The sequence below is a fragment of the Pantoea sp. Mb-10 genome (assembly GCF_021272205.1).
In the GTDB taxonomy this organism is placed as follows: domain Bacteria; phylum Pseudomonadota; class Gammaproteobacteria; order Enterobacterales; family Enterobacteriaceae; genus Pantoea.
Genome location: NZ_JAJSDX010000001.1, coordinates 136308 through 156087 on the forward strand (window position 1 = coordinate 136308; position 19780 = coordinate 156087).

General features: G+C 57.2%; 15 protein-coding genes. 8 read left to right on the top strand and 7 right to left on the bottom strand.

Going from position 1 to position 19780, the window contains the following annotated elements; all coding sequences use genetic code 11:
- Position 1: 1 nt before the first annotated feature.
- Positions 2 to 2119 (bottom strand): bifunctional 23S rRNA (guanine(2069)-N(7))-methyltransferase RlmK/23S rRNA (guanine(2445)-N(2))-methyltransferase RlmL, encoded by a 2118-nt coding sequence (rlmKL, locus tag LU196_RS00710; RefSeq protein WP_232757822.1) that lies wholly within the window; start codon positions 2117 to 2119, stop codon positions 2 to 4.
- A gap of 143 nt (positions 2120 to 2262) precedes the next feature.
- On the opposite strand from rlmKL, the gene LU196_RS00715 reads away from it, so the two are divergent.
- Positions 2263 to 3372 carry a YcbX family protein gene (locus LU196_RS00715; RefSeq protein WP_232757823.1) on the top strand — a complete coding sequence of 370 codons (1110 nt, stop codon included), beginning with the start codon at positions 2263 to 2265 and terminating at the stop codon, positions 3370 to 3372.
- 3 nt (positions 3373 to 3375) lie between these two features.
- Here the strand turns inward: LU196_RS00715 and LU196_RS00720 are convergent, their stop codons facing one another.
- The 5 genes from LU196_RS00720 to LU196_RS00740 form a co-directional block, all read right to left on the bottom strand.
- Entirely contained in the window at positions 3376 to 3912 is a 537-nt protein-coding gene (locus LU196_RS00720; RefSeq protein WP_232757824.1) for a cell division protein ZapC, read from the bottom strand.
- A gap of 156 nt (positions 3913 to 4068) precedes the next feature.
- A complete protein-coding gene (gene pyrD / locus LU196_RS00725) occupies positions 4069 to 5079 on the bottom strand; it encodes a quinone-dependent dihydroorotate dehydrogenase (RefSeq protein ID WP_232757825.1) in 1011 nt (336 codons plus the stop codon).
- 118 nt (positions 5080 to 5197) lie between these two features.
- Complete coding sequence (locus tag LU196_RS00730) at positions 5198 to 6205, bottom strand: glycosyltransferase family 2 protein (RefSeq protein WP_232757826.1); 1008 nt, start codon at positions 6203 to 6205, stop codon at positions 5198 to 5200.
- A complete protein-coding gene (locus tag LU196_RS00735) occupies positions 6202 to 7719 on the bottom strand; it encodes a lipopolysaccharide biosynthesis protein (RefSeq protein ID WP_232757827.1) in 1518 nt (505 codons plus the stop codon). The genes LU196_RS00730 and LU196_RS00735 overlap by 4 nt, the downstream gene beginning before the upstream one ends.
- A 94-nt stretch (positions 7720 to 7813) precedes the next feature.
- Positions 7814 to 8611 (bottom strand): hypothetical protein, encoded by a 798-nt coding sequence (locus LU196_RS00740; protein ID WP_232757828.1) that lies wholly within the window; start codon positions 8609 to 8611, stop codon positions 7814 to 7816.
- 680 nt (positions 8612 to 9291) lie between these two features.
- Here LU196_RS00740 and ssuE point away from each other — a divergent pair.
- From ssuE to ssuB, 5 genes are read left to right on the top strand one after another with little or no spacing between them, the layout of a single operon-like run.
- The gene (ssuE, locus tag LU196_RS00745; protein ID WP_232757829.1) at positions 9292 to 9843 is read left to right on the top strand and encodes an NADPH-dependent FMN reductase; all 552 of its coding nucleotides are present in this window, start codon (positions 9292 to 9294) and stop codon (positions 9841 to 9843) included.
- A gap of 11 nt (positions 9844 to 9854) precedes the next feature.
- Entirely contained in the window at positions 9855 to 10826 is a 972-nt protein-coding gene (locus LU196_RS00750; protein ID WP_232757830.1) for a sulfonate ABC transporter substrate-binding protein, read from the top strand.
- A gap of 11 nt (positions 10827 to 10837) precedes the next feature.
- Positions 10838 to 11983 carry an FMNH2-dependent alkanesulfonate monooxygenase gene (gene ssuD / locus LU196_RS00755; RefSeq protein ID WP_232757831.1) on the top strand — a complete coding sequence of 382 codons (1146 nt, stop codon included), beginning with the start codon at positions 10838 to 10840 and terminating at the stop codon, positions 11981 to 11983.
- An 11-nt stretch (positions 11984 to 11994) separates the two neighbouring features.
- On the top strand, positions 11995 to 12783 hold the full coding sequence (gene ssuC / locus LU196_RS00760; RefSeq protein WP_232757832.1) for an aliphatic sulfonate ABC transporter permease SsuC: 789 nt from the start codon (positions 11995 to 11997) through the stop codon (positions 12781 to 12783).
- Positions 12780 to 13571, top strand: a complete 792-nt coding sequence (gene ssuB, locus LU196_RS00765; RefSeq protein ID WP_232757833.1) for an aliphatic sulfonates ABC transporter ATP-binding protein — start codon at positions 12780 to 12782, stop codon at positions 13569 to 13571. Before ssuC ends, ssuB begins: the two co-directional genes overlap by 4 nt.
- 351 nt (positions 13572 to 13922) lie before the next feature.
- On the opposite strand, the gene pepN is transcribed toward ssuB, so the two are convergent.
- Positions 13923 to 16538: an aminopeptidase N gene (gene pepN / locus LU196_RS00770; protein ID WP_232757834.1), complete on the bottom strand. Its 2616-nt coding sequence runs from the start codon at positions 16536 to 16538 to the stop codon at positions 13923 to 13925.
- Between the two features lie 226 nt (positions 16539 to 16764).
- Between pepN and pncB the strand changes: the two genes are divergently transcribed.
- Both pncB and asnS read left to right on the top strand, forming a co-directional pair.
- Positions 16765 to 17985, top strand: a complete 1221-nt coding sequence (pncB, locus tag LU196_RS00775; RefSeq protein WP_232757835.1) for a nicotinate phosphoribosyltransferase — start codon at positions 16765 to 16767, stop codon at positions 17983 to 17985.
- Positions 17986 to 18197: 212 nt separating this feature from the next.
- Positions 18198 to 19598: an asparagine--tRNA ligase gene (asnS, locus tag LU196_RS00780; RefSeq protein ID WP_232757836.1), complete on the top strand. Its 1401-nt coding sequence runs from the start codon at positions 18198 to 18200 to the stop codon at positions 19596 to 19598.
- Positions 19599 to 19780: the final 182 nt, after the last annotated feature.

Genomic DNA, 19780 nt, shown 5'->3' on the forward strand with positions numbered 1-19780 from the left:
CTTATTCCTTACCGGCGTGGCTAACCAGCCAGCAGTTGTGAATTTGACGATTGCGGGCGAAATCCTGCGACAGGGTTTTTTGCGTAATTTCCTGCGCCTGTAGGCCCAGTTTCTGCAACCCTTCCCGATCCATTTTGAAGCCGCGCTTGTTGTTGGAGAACATGATAGTGCCGCCGCGCCGCAGCAGACGCTTAAGATTCTGCATCAGCATCAGGTGGTCGCGCTGGACATCGAAATCCGCCTCCATGCGTTTGGAGTTAGAGAACGTTGGCGGATCGATGAAGATCACATCAAATTGTTCGTCACTCTCGCGCAGCCAGCTCAGGCAATCGGCCTGCATCAGGCGATGTTGACGGCCGGTTAAGCCGTTCAGACGCAGATTGCGCTCTGCCCACTCCAGATACGTGCGTGACATATCCACCGTGGTGGTGGATTTTGCCCCGCCCAAGCCAGCGTGGACGCTGGCGCTGCCGGTGTAAGCGAACAGGTTAAGGAAATCTTTGCCCTTGCTCATGTTACCGAGCATTTGGCGCGCGATACGGTGATCGAGGAACAGACCGGTATCGAGATAATCGGTAAGATTGACCAGCAGGCGCGCATTAAATTCCTGCACCTCCATGTAATTGCCCTTCTCACTCAGTTTTTGGTACTGGTTTTTACCCTTTTGCCGTTCGCGCGTTTTCAGCACCAGACGGTTGGCAGGCAGCGCAAGCACGCTCAGCGTCGCGCTAATGACATCGAGCAGGCGCTGGCGCGCCTTGCTGGCATCCACGCTTTTCGGCGGGGCATATTCCTGAATCACCACCCAATCGGCGTAGCGATCCACCGCCACGTTGTATTCAGGGAGATCGGCGTCATACAGGCGATAACATTGAATGCCGGATTGCTGCGCCCACTTTTCCAGCTTTTTCAGGTTCTTGCGCAGACGATTGGCGAAATCTTCAGCAATCTGCGCGCTGCTTTCACCGCTGCTCGCGGCCAGCTGATAGTTTTTCTGTACGCACTCTAGCGGGCCGTTTTTCGCCTTGAACTGGCGTTCTGCGCGCAGCTGCAGACAGCTCAGCAGCTCTGGGGATGCGCTGAAGAGCGACAGCTGCCAGCCGCCAAAGTGCTGCTTCATCAGCCGGCCAAGCTGGCTGTGCAAGGCGATGAGCGCAGGCTCGCTCTCAAGACGCTCGCCGTAAGGCGGATTGCTTAACACCGTGCCGGTGACGTCCGTCTCTGCCAGCGGGTTCTTGAGCTGTAGCACGTCCTGCTGTTGCAGCGTGAACAGCGTATAGACGCCAGCACGACGGGCGTTGGCGCGCGCCGATTCCAGCACGCGGCCGTCGTTGTCATAGCCAAAGAAGCGTGCCTTCGCCGCCGCGGTTCCCACGCGGGCGCGCTCTAGCGCGTCGTTATGGACTTCCTGCCACAGCGCGGCATCATGCTTTTTCCAGGCGTTGAATCCCCAGCGCGTGCGCAACAATCCCGGTGCGCGATCGCAGGCGATCAGTGCGGCTTCAATCAGCAACGTACCGGAACCGCACATGGGATCGACCAGCGGCGTCTCTTTCTGCCAACAGGCGCGCATCACAATCGCGGCCGCCAGGTTCTCTTTCAGCGGCGCCTGCCCCGTTTGCTGACGATAGCCGCGCTGGTGCAGCGCATCTCCGCTGAGATCAAGCGCAATGCTCACGCGATCTTTATTCAGCCAGGCATTAATGCGGATTCCCGGCTGCTCGCGATCCACGCTAGGCCGCTCAAGATTCTGGCGGGTAAAGCTGTCTACAATGGCATCTTTGATACGCAACGCGCCAAATTGGCTGTTGCGAATCACGTCATTGGTGCCGCTGAAATGGATGGCAAAGGTGGTCTCGCTGCCGAACAGCTCGGTCCAGGGAATACTTTGCGCGCCGACGTAGAGATCGAGATCGCTCCAGACACCGAATTCTCCCAGCGGCAGCAAAATACGTGAAGCGAGTCGGCTCCACAGCAGGCTTTGATACATTGTGCGGTCATCGGCGCGGAAGTGGACGCCGCCCTGCACCACCTGCAAATCCTGCGCACCCAGCGCGTCCAGCTCAGTTTTCAATAGCTCTTCGAGCCCACGCGCCGTACTGGCAAACAGAGAATTCATATCGTCACTTTTACTCTTGCTAAAATTGCTGCGCATTATAGCGAATCAGCGTCCTATGTCATAAAGTTAGCTTCTTTTTGCCCTTACTTTACCTGCACGGCGCCGACGCCGGCGCGATGCGCAGCCAGGTTTTTGGAGAAACGATGCTTACCCTGTCTCGTCTTTATATCCACCCGGTGAAATCCATGCGCGGCCTGCAGCTCTCACACGCACAGGCGCAGGAAAGCGGTCTGGGCTTTGACCGCATCTTTATGCTGACTGAACCCGACGGCACCTTTATTACCGCCAGACAGTTTCCCGAGATGGTGCGCTTTATACCGGCCCTGCTGCCCGAAGGCCTGTTTCTTACCGCGCCTGACGCCTCTCAGGCGCTGGTGCGCTTTGCCGACTTCGATGCGCATCCCGCGCCGACCGAAGTGTGGGGCAACGCTTTTACCGCTTTCATCGCGCCAGAGGCGATCAACGCCTGGCTTAGCGGCTTTTTTCCGCGTCCGGTACAGCTGCGCTGGATCGGTGCCCACCCTACCCGACGGGTAAAACGTTTTGAGCAGGTGCCATTGGGGTTTGCCGACGGCTTTCCCTATCTGCTGGTCAACACGGCGTCACTTGACGATCTTCAGCGCCGCTGCCCGGCCAGCGTGCGCATGGAGCAGTTTCGCCCGAATATCATCGTCAGCGGTGCGCAGGCGTGGGAAGAGGACAGCTGGAAGCGAATCCAGATTGGCCCCGTTCAGTTTGAAAGCCCGAAACCGTGCAGCCGCTGCGTCTTTACCACCGTGGGCACCGAGAGCGGGCGCAAACACCCTGACGGCGAACCGCTGGTCACGCTGCAGCGTTTCCGCAGCGCCCAAGACGGCAGCGGTGACATCGATTTTGGCCTGAATTTGCTGGCGCTAAACAGCGGGATTTTGCGGGTCGGCGACGAAATCAGCATTCTTGAGCGCCATACGCCACGTCAATACGGTGCGGGTGCGGTCACGGAAAGCGTCAAACCGCAGGCCGTGCAGCAAGCCGACGTGCGTATTACTTATCAGGGAAAAACGTTCAGCGGGGACAATCAGCAGGTACTGTTGGAACAGCTTGAAATGAACGGCTTTCGCGTGCCTTATTCCTGTCGCGCCGGGATTTGCGGCAGCTGCAAAATGACGCTGCTGTCGGGTGAGGTCAAGGCGCTGAAACAGAGCGCGGTGCGCGCGGATGGCACGATTCTCAGCTGCAGCTGCATTCCAGCAGGCGACGTTGAACTGGGATAAACGTTATACCGCCCGCGCTAAAAGCGCGGTTTCTGCCTGCGGCTGCAGGCGATCGTGCATAATCTTGATCGCATCACCCAGCTGCATGGCTTTGCCTGCCACGCTCAGTGCGTTCTGCGCCAGCAGGCACAGCGCGGCGTTTTCACCGCTTTCAACCACCAGCAGCTGCGCATGTTCACCGCTGTCAGCCAGCGTCACGGTCACCATATCTCCGGCGCTCGGCTGACAGGCTCGCGGCTGAGTCGTGAAGTGCCAGCTCTTGGGCATCAGGGGTTTGAGAAAACGGCTGGCAACCAAGGCATTAAGCACCAGTTCGGCGCGCTGTTGACCATTGAGGTCCGTTTGGCGGCAGCGTTCCTCGAAGCTGAAATAGAGTGCGGCATCGTCCACGCAAAAACCGCTTTCATTGAACGCATCGGGCGTGAGCATTTTGCGTGAAAAACGTGAGCGAAATATCATTCCATCAGCCAGATCCAGCATCATGCGATCGTGATCTGCGTCAAAATACCAACGCCAGTTATCATCAGGTTTTATTTTCATAATGTGCCCTGCAGATTGTGGATTTTCGCTGCGCTAATTAGCGTGAAAATAATAAATAGCAAGTTGGGAAAAAGCTGAAAAATGCAACAGCAGGATAAAATATAAACGAGCCGAAGGGATAAATAAACCCCCCGGCGCGGGAAAGTAAGAAATGTCTTAGAGATGGGTGACAATATCTTTAATTAACGATGGACCTTTATAAATAAAGCCGGAGTATATCTGCACCAGCGTCGCGCCCGCCGCAATCTTTTCGCGCGCAGCGGTGAGCGAATCAATGCCGCCAACGCCAATAATTGGCAGCTGACCTTGCAGTTCCTGCGCCAGACGACGAATCACCTCGGTGCTGCGTGACTGCACCGGACGCCCGCTTAATCCGCCCGCTTCATCGGCGTATTTTAGGCCCGTTACCAGCGAACGATCCAGCGTGGTATTGGTCGCAATGACACCGTCAATTTTATGGCGCACTAAACTGTCTGCCACTTGGATCAATTCCGCTTCGGAAAGATCCGGGGCGATCTTAACCGCCACCGGCACATATTTAAGGTGCCGCGCTTCGAGCTCGTGCTGTTTTAATTTAATCGCCGCCAGCAGATCGTCCAGCGCCTCACCGTATTGCAGAGTGCGTAATCCTGGCGTGTTCGGCGAAGAAATATTGACGGCAATATAGCCTGCATGGCCATACACCTTTTCCATGCAGATTAAATAATCCTCTTTGCCCTGCTCAACCGGCGTGTCTTTATTTTTGCCAATATTGATGCCCAGCACGCCTTTGAAGCGCGCTTTTTTGACATTCTCAATCAGGTGATCGACGCCATGATTGTTGAAGCCCATCCGGTTGATAATGCCTTCTGCTTCCACCAGCCGGAACATGCGCGGTTTATCATTACCGGGCTGCGCGCGCGGCGTGACCGTGCCGACTTCCACAAAACCAAACCCCATCGCGCCAAACGCATCAATGCACGATGCATTTTTATCCAGTCCCGCCGCAAGGCCGAGCGCATTCGGGAAGGTTAATCCCATGCAGTTGACTGGACGCGAAGGCAGAGACTGACGGATTAGCCCTTCCAGCGGCGTGCCGCTGATAAAGCGCAGTTGTTGAAAGGTGAGTTCGTGCGCGCGCTCGGGATCGAGTCTGAACAGCGCGGGCCGGACGAGGGGATAAAACATGCACTCTCCTGAATAGCAGCTTCAAAGACGTCGGGGTGCACGGTCAATTGTGCGCCAGAATGGTAAAGGCCTCTGGCGCAAAAGTAAATTATTCCCGCTCTGGCGGCGTTGATCGCGATCAGTGGCGCGCCGAATAGCGCCCCAGCCGCTGGCGGCACACCTGCAGGCCGCTGTAGAGGGTTGGGCAGTACCAGAGCAGTTTCATGCGGGCGTTGTGCTCCAGCATTTTTCTCACCAGCGCCGTGGTGGGTGCTTGCCACTCAGCGGGGACAGTTAAATGGTGGCGACGCAGCTGCGTCAGGCATCCTTGCATGATGGTATGGTAATACTCATCCAGCAGTGCCTCATCCCCTTCCGGCAGGCGCGCGCGCAGGAAGGCCTCACTACTGCGCCGGGCGATGAAATAGTTTGCCACCCACGAGAAATCCGGCGTGCGTTGCGAAAGCGACGCCGGCATAAAGCGTTTGTAATAGTAGCTTTGATTGGTGCAATAGAGCTGCGTGGCGTCCATATAGAGGGCGAACATCCAGGGCGCATCCTCATGGTTCTGAATAGGCAAAAACTGGAGCGCCAATCGGTCGATCAGCCGCCGGGCAATAATGGCGCTCCAGATGACCCGATGCGCAGACTGGTGGCGCAACAGGTTGCGCAGGGTGGTGCTTCCGCCAGGCATCAGGCCGCTGAGATGGCGCTGGTGGATGGTTTCATACTGGCGCGCATCGGCGGGCAGATCGTAAAACATGCGGGCGCCAAAGCAGAACAGCTCAACATCGTGATGCCGCGCCAGCACGCGGCGGAAATCCGCAAACAGCGCGGTCGAAACGAAATCATCCGCGTCCATAAAATAGATATACTCGCCGCTGGCGTGCGCTAACCCTTTCATGCGGGCGGCACTCACACCACCGCGGTTGCTCTGCAACACTTTTATCTGCGGGTGGCGCTGCGCCAGCGCGCTAAGCCAGGCCACACTGTTATCATCCGATCCATCATCAATGACGATAATCTCATCGGGCGGCGATGACTGACGCAACAAAGAGGCCATGGCCTCCGGCAACCACGGCGCGCAGTTCCAATTCGGCACGATCACCGATACCGTCGGCACATGACGCGAAATTAGCCCCTTCATCCTCTCTCCTCCACGTTGATCGCTGGCAGGCGCAGACGGCGCAGCACCAGCGAATGCAGCAGTGCGCAGACGCCAAGATTGCAGGCGCCGATCAGCCCAAGCCACAGTAAATTAAGCCAGCGGTTTTCATTCCAACTGATAGGCAGCAGCGTGCTCAGCCCCGTAATCAGCGCGGAGGTCAGCCAGATCGCCAGTACGTCACGCGTAAGCCAGGTGAGATGTATCCCCGGCGCAAAACGGCGGTGCACCACGCCAGCCCAAATCACCAGATAAAAAATGTTTTGCCCCAGCCACAGCCAGGCGGTGCCCAGCGCGCCAAAATGCAGGGCGCAGGCGATGTTAAGCGGCACCAGCAGCAGCGCAAACGCGGTGAAGCCCTGCATATGCAGCTTGAGATTGCCATTGATGTACTGCAGGTGATAAAGCAGGCCGCAGATGGCCTGTAATCCGCTGCCCAGCGCATACAGGCTGAGCACCCATGCCATCTGGTCGACGATCTGTGTTTTCTGCGTCCAAGCCCACAGCAGCGGACCGGCATAGCAGGCAATGGTAATGCTGAGCGGCGCCATGAAAATGGCCACCGCTTGCGTGGTGTAGCGATAAAGCCGCAGCGCCTCGGCGTCGCCGTCTTTACGCGTTTTCATGCCGGTCATGCGCGGCACAATGGCCTGCATAATCGGACTGCTGAGCAGCAAAATACCGGTTGACGCCGTGGCGACCACGGTAAAAGCGCCGTATTGGCTGAGCGGTAAGGTTTTCGACAACACCAGGCGATCGATTTGGGAAATAAATGTCCAGATGGCGCTGGAAAAGGCGGCGCTTAACGCAAAACGAATGAAGGGTCGCAGCACCGCGCTCAGATCGTCTCGCTTATCGCGCCGCGCCGCACGCGGCACCAGCTGCCAGGATTTGTAAATACAGCAGGCGGCTTCAGCCACCGAAACCAGCAGCTGCCAAATAAAGAAGCTCAGCACCGGATTCGAAAACAGCTGGATCACCAGCACCGCGCCGAAGGTACGCAGGGTTGTGATGATCAAATTCACCCCGTTCAGCCAAACCTGGTGTTCAAAGCCCACGATGACGCTACGATACGGGCTGGTACGCCAGCGGATCGCCGCGGTGATGACCATAATAGCCACAGCAATTTTTAACTCGCCCGCAGGCAAATGCTGCGCATCCAGCCAGTGGGTGGCAATCCACGGCGTCGCCAGCCAGCCTAGCCCTACCAACACCAGCGTTGAGAACAGAAAGAACTTGGTTAGCGTCGCAAACAGCGCCGGAAACCAAACGTACTCGACCTGGTTGGCACGGTAGCGCGCCGCTTCGCGCATCAGCGTGGTGGAGACCCCGGCATCCAGCAGCTGTAGCCACGTCAGTAAAATAGAAAAGAAGCCAACCAGCCCATAGGCTTCCATGCCGAGGTGCTGAATATAAAGCGGAACCACTAAAATACCGGATAACGTTAGGTAAATTTGGCCAATGTAATTGGCTATGGCATTACGTTTAATGGACATAAAGCGTGCTGGGCCTAATTGGACGATATCCCGTTATCCTGGCAGAGAATGTTGAGGCAAAATACGGGGTATATTCTTAATTAGCGCCGCCGTATTAACTGCTACGTTTTTTATATTTTAACAAAGTGAAATAAATATCGGGATTTTTTAACAATAAACGCTCGCGCACCGTTTTTGCTGGCAGAAACTCAGCGTAATAGCGAATCGCATCGCGCAACCGCGGAGAAAGTGCCGATTGGGTTTTTACTTCCTGGTGAAATAACTGCTGCAGGTTACTGCGCAGATAACTTTGACGATAGGATTTCCGCTCAGGAAGCAGCTGCGTCAGCCGAGTTAATTTCTCATAGTGGGCCATAAATTGCTGATAGCTTAACGGCGCCTCCGGCGGTGAAACGGGGTTTTTAGCCTGCGCCTCAAGTACCCATACCGATTGGGTAGGAATCAATCCGGCCCAGATGATTTCCTGCATCTGCTCAAACGGCGCCGCGGTTACGGCCAGTTCGGCACGCATTATCACTGCTCCTACCTTAGCCCACAGGCGCTGCTCGGCGAATTGGCTGAACAACGCCAGCGAGGGTTGCAGCCCAGCTCGCAGCGCCTGAGAATCGGTAGACACGAGAAGGCAGCTGAGCTCGGGCCGCGCATCACAGTGGCTAAACGCCGCGTTCAATAGCCCCTCACTCGGAGAAAAACCTGACGGAGCGAACAGTAAAAAGGTGTTGCCGTTGGCTTCATTTTCGATAAATGACGAAAAGTCTACCGGCATTGAGGTAAACCGATCCGCTGCTGGCCGTAACGCATAACACTGGAAAAGTTGGGCGGAAGACCGGGCGTCGCGAGTAAAGGTGCGCTCAGGTTGTTCTCCTGAACGAAGAGCAGTCTGAATTTCCATAGGTTATTCCTGATGTATAAAAAGTCGCGGACTAAAAAAAGCCTCCGCCTAATTAAACTGCTGCGTTTTTAATTTCTATCGCAGCGTATATCAACAAACTATAAACAAAATTCAACCGCAAAAAATGAAAGTGTTGTCTTGGAAAAAATTTTATGAGTATTGATAAGAATAACTTCAGCTGCCAATATTAATCATCTCGTCAGGTTGAACTCCGTAAGCCGCGGGCATGAAAGAGTACGCCATTTTTAACAATTACAGATTTTTAGTGACAAATAACCCGGCGCAATTCAGTTTATTCCCACTTCCCCTTTTTCAATTTCCTTCTCCCTTACGCTCGTGAACGTGGAATATGTAAAAAAGTGTGCCACAGGATTGCCCATAATGCCTTGTAGATATTGAAGATGCGGTTTTAATTCTGCGCCCGAGAACATGTTTGCTCACATCTTGTCAGAATCCGGTCATTTATCATTTTATTTAACCAATTTCCTCATTACCCCGCGCACGCTTTTTTGCTTATGCCGCGCGCGCCGCTCAGATCGCCTTAAATGGCCGGCTTATGCCAGTTTTTGGCTTTGGAATGCCGGAAAAATCATTTAAGCCCATCCTCAGGCTCTGCCAGTATTGAAGCCATCAGTTCTCAATAAAAGATAATCAATAACTTTCAGTTATAAGGAGTATGCATGCGGGTTATTACGTTAGCGGGCAGCCCCCGCTTTCCGTCGCGTTCTACGGCGCTGCTCAGCCTCTGCCAGCAGGCGCTGGAGGCGCGCGGCATTGAAGTGATTCCATGGAATATTCATAACTTCCAGCCCGAAGACTTGATCTCGGCCCGCATGGATTCAGCCGCGCTGGCTGCACTGAAAGCCGATTTGATGCGGGCGGATGGCTTGATTGTGGCCACGCCTATCTACAAAGCGTCATTTTCGGGCGCGCTGAAGACGCTGCTGGATCTCCTGCCTGAGCGGGCGCTGGCACACAAAGTGGTGCTGCCGCTCGCCAGCGGTGGCAGCGCGGCGCACATGCTGGCGGTGGATTATGCCCTCAAGCCGGTGCTGAACGCGCTCAAAGCGCAGGAAGTGCTGCACGGCGTCTTCGCCACGGACGAGCAGATTGCCCAGTATGACCGTCAGCCCGTGCTGGCCCCGGCGTTGACGGAACGCCTGAACGACGCGCTGGAGACCTTTATCCATGCGCTGCAGCGTCGCCACGCCCCTCTAGCCCACGCTGTATAAAGGAAAAAATCATGAAAGGAAAAGTAAAACATGCCGTCCTCGCTGCGTTCGCGACACTGGCGACGCTTGCGGCGCTTAGCGTGAGCGCGCGCGCCGACGAAGCACCCGCACAGTTGCGCATCGGCTATCAAAAAGGGTCGGTGAGCATGCTGCTGGCGAAATCACACCGGATGCTGGAGCAGCGCTTTCCGCATACCACTATTAAGTGGGTTGAATTTCCCGCCGGGCCGCAGATGCTTGAAGCACTCAATGTCGACAGCATTGATTTAGGCAGTACCGGCGATCTTCCGCCGCTGTTTGCCCAAGCCGCGGGCGCCGATCTGCTGTATGTCGGCGCGGAGCCGCCCAAGCCCAAAGCGGAAGTGATTCTGGTGCCAAAAGAGAGCCCGGTGCACAGCGTCGCCGATCTCAAAGGCCGTAAGGTAGCGTTTCAAAAAGGCTCAAGCTCACACAATCTTCTGCTGCGCGCCCTGTCGCAGGCTGGGCTAAGCCTGAAAGATATCCAGCCGGTTTACCTGACCCCCGCTGACGCCCGCGCGGCCTTTCAGCAGGGCAATGTCGATGCCTGGGCGATCTGGGATCCCTACTACTCTGCTGCGCTGCAGCAGGGCAACGTGCGGGTGCTGCAGGACGGCAGCACGCTGAATTTAACCGGATCGTTCTACCTCGCCACGCGCAAATACGCGGAAGCCAACGGCGCATTTGTTCAGCAGGTGCTCGACACCTTCACCGAAGCTGATGCACTGACGCGTAGCCAACGCGATCAGAGTATCGACCTGCTCGCGCAGGCAATGGGCTTACCCAAAACGGTGCTGGCCAGCTATCTCGACCACCGTCCGCCGACCACGATTACCCCGGTCAGCGCGCAGACAGCGCAGGCGCAGCAGCACACCGCCGATCTCTTTTATGCCAACCATTTGATTCCGGTGAAATTGACCATCGCCGATCGTATCTGGCATCCCCACTCTACCCGTCAGCAATAAGGAACATCCCCATGAGCGTATCCGTATTCTGGTTTCTCCCTACTCACGGCGACGGACACTATCTTGGCACCGCCGACGGTGCACGTCCCGTTGACCACGCCTACTTACAACAGATTGCACAGGCTGCCGACAGGTTAGGCTTCGGCGGCGTATTGATCCCTACCGGCCGCTCGTGCGAAGACGCCTGGCTGGTGGCGGCCTCGCTGATCCCCGTGACCCAGCGCTTGCGTTTTCTGGTGGCGCTCCGTCCGGGCGTGATCTCACCGACGCAGGCCGCGCGTCAGGCGGCGACGCTGGATCGTTTGTCTAACGGTCGCGCCCTGTTCAACCTGGTTACCGGCGGCGACCCGGAAGAGCTGGCCGGCGACGGCGTGTTCCTCGATCACCGTGAGCGCTATGCCGAATCGGCCGAGTTCACCCGCGTTTGGCGGCGCGTCTCCGAAGGAGAAACCGTGGACTACGACGGTAAGTATGTCAAAGTGCGCGGGGCTCGCCTGATGTTCAGATCGGTACAGACACCGCGTCCTCCTCTGTGGTTTGGCGGCTCGTCGGATATCGCGCAGGATCTGGCGGCAGAACAGGTTGATGTCTACCTTACCTGGGGCGAACCCCCGGCGCTGGTGAAAGAGAAGATTGAGCAAGTGCGCGCGAAAGCCGCCGCACAGGGGCGCAGCGTGCGCTTTGGCATCCGTCTGCATGTCATTGTGCGCGAAACCAACGAAGAAGCCTGGCAGGCGGCGGACCGGCTTATCGCCCATCTCGATGACGCCACCATCGCCAAAGCGCAGGCCGCCTTTGCCCGGACTGACTCAGTGGGACAGCAACGCATGGCCGCACTGCATGGCGGCCGCCGTGACAAACTGGAAATCAGTCCCAACCTGTGGGCAGGCGTGGGGCTGGTGCGCGGCGGGGCCGGCACGGCGCTGGTGGGCGATGGACCCACCGTTGCCGCGCGCATGCAGGAGTACAGCGACTTAGGGATTGAGACGTTTATTCTTTCCGGCTATCCGCACCTTGAAGAGGCCTACCGCGTGGGCGAACTGCTGTTCCCCCACCTTGACCTGGCCATTCCTGAGGTACCTAAACCTCGAGTCGTGCAGGCGCACGGGGAAGCGGTCGCCAACGATTTTACCCCGCAGAAAGTGTCGCAAAGCTGAGGAGTTTGATCATGGCAAAGCTGCATAAAGCCGGGCGCGATGCGCTGCTGCCCTGGCTCCTACCCATCGGGCTGCTCGCACTCTGGCAAGTGGCCTCGCAGGTGGGTTGGCTCTCCACGCGCATTCTCCCCGCGCCCGAAAGCGTCGTGGTGACGTTCTGGCACCTGACCGTGAGCGGCGAGCTATGGCAAAACCTGGCGATCAGTAGCTGGCGTGCCGCCGTAGGCTTCGTCATCGGCGGATCGATCGGTTTCCTGCTCGGGCTGCTCACCGGCACCTCGCCGCTGGGAGAGCGCCTGCTGGATACGTCGGTACAAATGCTGCGTAACGTGCCGCATCTGGCGCTGATTCCGCTGGTGATCCTGTGGTTTGGTATTGATGAGTCGGCGAAAATTTTCCTGGTGGCGCTGGGTACCCTGTTCCCGATCTATCTCAATACCTACCACGGCATGCGCAACGTGGATCGCGGCCTGGTAGAGATGGCGCGCAGCTACGGTTTGTCAGGCTGGCGCCTGTTTATTGAGGTGATGCTGCCCGGTGCGCTGCCGTCGATTATGGTGGGCGTGCGCTTTGCGCTGGGCCTGATGTGGCTCACCCTGATCGTCGCCGAAACCATCTCCGCCAACGCTGGCATTGGCTATCTGGCGATGAACGCGCGCGAGTTTCTGCAAACCGACGTGGTGGTGGTCGCCATCATTCTCTACGCCCTGCTGGGTAAACTGGCCGATGTCGCCGCGCACGGGCTGGAACGTGTGTGGTTACGCTGGCATCCGGCTTATCAGCCCAAGGAGCACGCATGAGTCATCCTATTAATACGCCCGCGCGCCTGAACAGCGGGACGCCCGTCGGCGTTAAAGGCGTGAGTAAACGCTACGGTAATCGCACCATTCTTGACCAGCTCGACCTGCATATTCCCGCCGGGCAATTCGTCGCCGTGGTGGGGCGTAGCGGCTGCGGCAAAAGCACGCTGCTGCGCCTGCTGGCCGGGCTGGAGTCCACCAGCGCGGGCGAGCTGCTGGCCGGTAATGCGCCGCTGGAACAGGCGCGCGACGACACGCGACTGATGTTTCAGGACGCGCGCCTGCTGCCGTGGAAACGGGTGATTGATAACGTGGGGCTAGGCTTGAAAGGCCGCGCATGGCGGGCAGCCGCACAGCAGGCGCTGGAGACCGTCGGGCTGGCCGATCGCGCTCAAGACTGGCCAGCGGCGCTCTCCGGCGGCCAAAAACAGCGCGTTGCCCTGGCGCGGGCGCTGATTCACCGCCCGGGGCTGCTGCTGCTGGACGAACCGCTGGGCGCGCTGGATGCACTGACCCGCATTGAGATGCAGACGCTGATTGCCTCGGTGTGGCAGCAGCAGCATTTCACAGTGCTGTTGGTGACGCATGACGTGAGCGAAGCCGTAATGATGGCCGATCGCGTACTGCTGATCGAAGAGGGAAAAATTGGCTTGGATCTGACGGTGGATCTGCCGCGTCCGCGGCGGCGCGGCTCAGCGCGGCTGGCAGAACTCGAGGCGGAAGTGTTGGATCGCGTGATGAAACGCCCCGCTCCGCCCTCTGGGCTGAAATACGCCGGCAGGCGCTGAGATATGCCAGCAGGCACAGAGATGCGCCATCAGGCGCTGAAATACGCCAGTAAGCGCAGACATACGCCATCAGGCACTGACATACGTCGGCAGGCACTGACGTGCGCCGGCAGGCACTGACGTGCGCCGGCAGGCACTGACGTGCGCCGGCAGGCACCGACATGCGCCGGCAGGCACCGACATGCGCCGGCAGGCACTGACGTGCGCCGGCAGGCACTGACGTGCGCCGGCAGGCACTGACGTGCGCCGGCAGGCACTGACGTGCGCCGGCAGGCACCGACATGCGCCGGCAGGCACCGATAAGTGGGCGTTAAAAAGGGCCGTCAGTTAGCACTGACGGCCCTTTTACGCTTAGGCGTTTAACGCCTTGCTGATTTTTTCGTACAGGTCGCCGGATAGCTTATCCAGGCCTTTTAGGGTTTCCAGCGCGCTGCGCATCATGATTTGGCGCTGATCGTCGTAGCGTTTCAACCGAATTAGCGGTTCTATCATGCGCGCTGCGACCTGCGGGTTGCGCGTGTTCAGGTCGGTTAGCATCTCAACCAGGAACTGATAGCCACTGCCGTCTTTGGCATGAAACGCCGCCGGGTTGCCGTTGGCGAACGCGCCGATCAGGGCACGGATGCGGTTCGGATTGCCCATGGTGAACGAGCGATGCGTCAGTAATGCGCGCACGGTGTGCAGCACGTCGGCCGCCGGGCTGGTGGCTTGAAGCATAAACCACTTGTCCATGACCAAGCCGTCCTGATGCCAGCGTTCATCGTACGCGGCGAGCAGCGCATCGCGGCATGGCAGCTGCGCCGCGACGGCGGCAGAGAGCGCGGCCAGGGCATCGGTCATGTTGTTGGCGTGGTGGTATTGCGCCTGCACCAGCTTGTCTGCCTGCTCCGCATCGCCAAAGGCGAGGTAGCCCAAACAGACGTTTTTCAGACTGCGCTTGCCTATTTCTGCATGCGTGACCTGATATTCGCCACTCTGGTTGGCCAGATAGAGCGCGTAGAACTCGTCATTCAGCTCCTGTGCCAGCGTGCGCACCAGCGCGGAACGCACCGCGGCGATAGCCAGCGGATCGATCACGCTAAACAGTTCCGCGATCTCATTTTCCGACGGCAGCGTCAGGATCAGCGCCATGAGCGCGGGATCGCCCTGCGCATCCAGCAGTACCGCGCGGAAGGCATCGGCAACGTGCAGCGGCAGAGAGAGCGGCTGCCCCTGCTGATGACGCGCCACATTCAGACGGATATAGGTGGCCAGCAGACTTTGCGCCGCATCCCAGCGGGAGAAATCATTACGCGCGTGACGCATCAAGAAGGTGAGCTGCGCGTCGCTCCATTTGTAGTCAAGCTTGACCGGTGCTGAAAATTCACGCAGCAGCGACGGCACGGGCTGGAAATACACGTTGTCAAACACGAAGGTCTGCACCGCTTCGGTTACGTTAAGCACAGGGTGCACCGGATGGCCGTTGTGCTGCAGGGGAATCACCTTGCCTTCGTTGTCATAGAGTTCAATATCCAACGGAATGTGCAGCGGCAGCTTCTCTTTTTGATCGGCGGTAGGCGGCGTCTGCTGCGACACGTGCAGGGTGTACTGCTCCAGTTCTGGATTGTAGTCGTCACGCACCGAGAGCACGGGCGTGCCTGACTGGCTGTACCAGCGACGGAACTGCGTGAGATCCACCGTTGACGCATCTTCCATGGCCTGCACAAAGTCATCACAGGTCGCGGCGCTGCCGTCGTGACGCTCGAAATAGAGCGCCATGCCTTTCTGGAACGCGTCCTCGCCCAGCAGCGTGTGCATCATGCGGATCACTTCCGATCCTTTCTCATACACCGTTAAGGTATAAAAGTTGTTCATCTCAATCACCTGATCGGGACGGATCGGGTGCGCCATCGGGCTGGCGTCCTCGGCGAACTGCGCGCCGCGCATCACGCGTACATTATCGATACGATTTACCGCACGCGAGCCAAGGTCAGAGCTAAACTCCTGATCGCGGAACACGGTCAAACCTTCTTTCAGGCTGAGCTGGAACCAGTCGCGGCAGGTTACGCGGTTGCCGGTCCAGTTATGGAAGTATTCGTGACCAATCACCGCCTCGATGCCGAGGTAATCTTTGTCCGTTGCGGTTTCTGCCTTCGCCAGCACGTATTTCGAGTTGAAAACGTTAAGGCCTTTGTTCTCCATCGCCCCCATGTTGAAGAAGTCCACCGCGACAATCATAAAGATGTCGAGATCGTATTCGAGGTTAAAGCGCTCCTCATCCCACTTCATACTGGCTTTGAGCGAGGTCATTGCCCAGTCCGCGCGGTCCAAATTGCCGCGATCGACGAAGATCTCCAGCGCCACATCGCGACCAGAGCGGGTGGTGAAACTGTCGCGCAGCACATCAAAATCGCCCGCCACCAAGGCAAAGAGATAGCAGGGTTTGGGGAACGGGTCCTGCCACTTTACCCAGTGGCGCCCGTCTTCGTGGCGGCCGCTCTCCAGCTTGTTACCGTTAGAGAGCAGGTACGGGTATTTTGCCGCATCAGCGATAAGCGTCGTTGTGAAACGTGCCAGCACGTCCGGCCGATCAAGATACCAGGTAATGTGGCGAAACCCCTCGGCTTCGCACTGGGTGCACAGCGCGTCGCCAGACTGATAAAGCCCTTCCAGCGCGGTGTTTTTATCGGGATGGATGCTGTTAACAATGGTTAACGTAAAGCTTTCAGGCAACTCAGCGATCACCAGCGCCCCCGCCTCTTCGCGGTAGTGTGCCCACGGCTGTCCATTAACGGCCAGGCTGTGCAGGGTCAACTCTTCACCGTCCAGGCGCAACTCAGCTCCCGCAGCGCCCAGGCGTTTTACCTCGCTCACAGCTGTTACGCGCGTCATCGCCGCATCCAGTTCAAAGGTCAGGTCGATGTCGGTGATGGTGAAGTCCGGCGCCCGGTAGTCGTGGCGGTATTTAATTTGCGGCTGCTGCGTCATATCTTTACTCACCTTGTTAAAATGTTGAACCGTAAAAGTTTAAGCGTGTTCTGCCCGCGTGGCTATGCCCAATGCACGTTCGGCTTATCGGGCTACAATAAATTAACAATGGCACAAATGTCCCTCGACCAGCCAGCCGCAATTGTGGTGTGATCGCGAACATTACTGTTTTATACTCCTGCGTCTTTATGACTTTTAAACACCGGGCCCTGCTCCGCGGAAGAGGATGCTGAAACGCACCATGACTGGACACGCTTCCCCGATTTTGACCACGCTGCTTGATACCGATGCTTATAAGCTTCACATGCAGCAAGCCGTATTTCATCGTTATTACGATGTCCCGGTGACGGCAGAGTTTCGCTGCCGCAGCGATGAACGCCTTGGCCAGTATGCCGATGAGATTCGCCTGCAAATTGACAGCATGCAAGCGCTTGCGCTCACCGACGACGAGTATCACTATCTCAGCGGCCTCCCCTTCTTTCAACAAGACTATCTCGACTGGCTGCGTCAGTTCCGCTTTAACCCGGCTCAGGTGCGCGTGCGCGACGTGCACGGTGAACTGACCTTGCAAATCAGCGGGCCGTGGCGTGAAGTCATTCTGTGGGAAGTGCCGTTGCTGGCGTTGATCAGCGAAGTGGTGCATCGTCACCGCACGCCGGACATGGGCGCTGAGCAGGCAGTTGATCACCTGCAAACCAAGTTACGTACGTTCCGTGAGCAGGCTGATGCCTTCGACATGTCACGCTTCCAGCTGATGGATTTTGGCACGCGACGCCGCTACTCGCAGGCGGTGCAAAATGCGATTGTCGCCACGTTAAAAGACGATTTCCCGTGGCTGCTGGGCACCAGCAACTACGATGTTGCGCGGCGCCTAAAGCTCAATCCGGTGGGTACCCAGGCCCATGAGTGGTTCCAGGCGCATCAGCAAATCAGCCCGGTGTTGGCAAACAGTCAGCGGGCGGCGCTGCAGTCATGGCTGGATGAGTATGACGATCAGCTCGGGATTGCCCTGACCGACTGCATTACCATGGACGCATTTCTGCGCGATTTTGGTCCCGGATTCGCCCACCGCTACAAGGGCCTGCGCCATGACTCCGGCGATCCGGTGGAGTGGGGCGAAAAAGCCATCGCGCATTACCAGCGGCTCAATATCGATCCCAAAAGTAAAACGCTGGTGTTCTCGGATAACCTCAACCTTGACAAAGCGCTGGCGCTTTATCGTCACTTCGGCCAGCGCGCCAACGTGGTGTTTGGTATTGGTACGCGTCTGACGTGCGATATCCCCGGCGTGACGCCGCTCAATATCGTGATCAAGCTGGTGAGCTGTAACGGTAAACCGGTGGCGAAACTCTCTGACAGCCCGGGAAAAACCATCTGTCAGGACAAAGCCTTTGTGCGCGCGTTGCGCAAAGCGTTCGATCTGCCGCTGGTGAAGCGCGCCAGCTAATTCCCTCCGCAGGGTGTGCGCACCCTGCTCCGCGCGATAAATATCCCTCTGCTGCGGCAAAATTGCTTGTTTCCTGTGGTCTCGCAAGTAACATAGCAACACCCTGAAAACGGGGGTTTTGCTTGTTCCGGGTGAGTCAGCGGGCTTTGTGGCAGTGTGCCCAAACCTGCTAAAGTCCCCCGCCATTCATTCATCTATATAGAGAGATTTTTATGAGCGTAGTGCCTGTAGCGGATGTACTGCACGGCCGAGTCGCGGTTGACAGTGAAGTCACCGTGCGTGGTTGGGTGCGTACCCGAAGAGATTCCAAAGCCGGTCTTTCCTTTATCGCCGTTTATGACGGTTCCTGCTTTAATCCCGTTCAGGCCGTCGTCAATAATTCTCTGAATAATTATCAGGATGAAGTGCTGCGCCTGACCACCGGCTGCTCGGTGGTGATTACCGGTAAAGTGGTGGAATCGCCGGGTGAAGGCCAGGCGTTTGAGCTGCAGGCCACCCGCGTTGAAGTCACCGGCTGGGTTGACGATCCCGATACCTACCCTATGGCGGCTAAGCGCCACAGCATTGAATATCTGCGTGAGGTGGCTCACCTGCGCGCGCGTACCAACATTGTGGGCGCGGTTACCCGCGTGCGCCATACTCTGGCACAGGCGCTGCATCGCTTCTTCCACGAAAACGGCTACTTCTGGGTGTCAACGCCGCTGATCACCGCCTCGGATACCGAAGGCGCAGGCGAGATGTTCCGCGTGTCGACCCTTGATCTGGAAAACCTGCCGCGCGACCCGCAGGGCAAGGTCGATTTTGATAAAGATTTCTTTGGTAAAGAAGCGTTCCTGACGGTTTCCGGCCAGCTGAACGCCGAAACGTATGCCTGCGCCCTGTCAAAAGTGTATACCTTTGGTCCGACCTTCCGTGCCGAAAACTCCAATACCAGCCGCCACTTAGCCGAATTCTGGATGCTGGAACCGGAAGTGGCCTTCGCCACGCTGGATGATGCCGCGGCCCTGGCGGAGTCGATGCTGAAATATGTGTTTAATGCGGTGCTGACCGAACGTGCCGATGACATGGCGTTCTTCGCTGAACGCGTGGACAAAGACGCCATCGCCCGCCTGGAGCGTTTTGTTACCACCGACTTTGCTCAGGTGGATTACACCGACGCCGTGGAGATTCTGCTGAAGAGCGGCCAGACGTTTGAAAATCCGGTTTCCTGGGGCGTGGATCTCTCCTCGGAGCATGAGCGTTACCTGGCAGAGAAGCACTTCAAAGCGCCGGTGGTGGTCAAAAACTACCCGAAAGACATCAAAGCGTTCTATATGCGCATGAACGACGACGGCAAAACCGTGGCGGCCATGGACGTGCTGGCGCCGGGTATCGGCGAAATCATCGGCGGTTCGCAGCGTGAAGAGCGCCTGGATGTGCTGGACGCACGTCTGGCAGAAATGGGCCTGAATAAAGAAGATTATTGGTGGTATCGCGATCTGCGTCGCTATGGCACCGTGCCGCATGCCGGTTTTGGTTTAGGTTTCGAACGCTTGATCGCTTATGTCACCGGCGTACAAAATGTAAGAGACGTTATTCCTTTCCCACGCACACCGCGCAATGCGAATTTCTAAGATTCGCGATTAAATATAAGAATTTCATATATATAACGAGGTCGGCACTGCCGGCCTTTTTTTATTTTTGTAAATTTTGAGATGTCTCACAAAGTTCCCTAAAAATTACATTTTGTAATACAAAATTGCTTTTTGATACCTATTTACGAGATTTGAATCATTTTCGGGCTAGAATTAGCAAT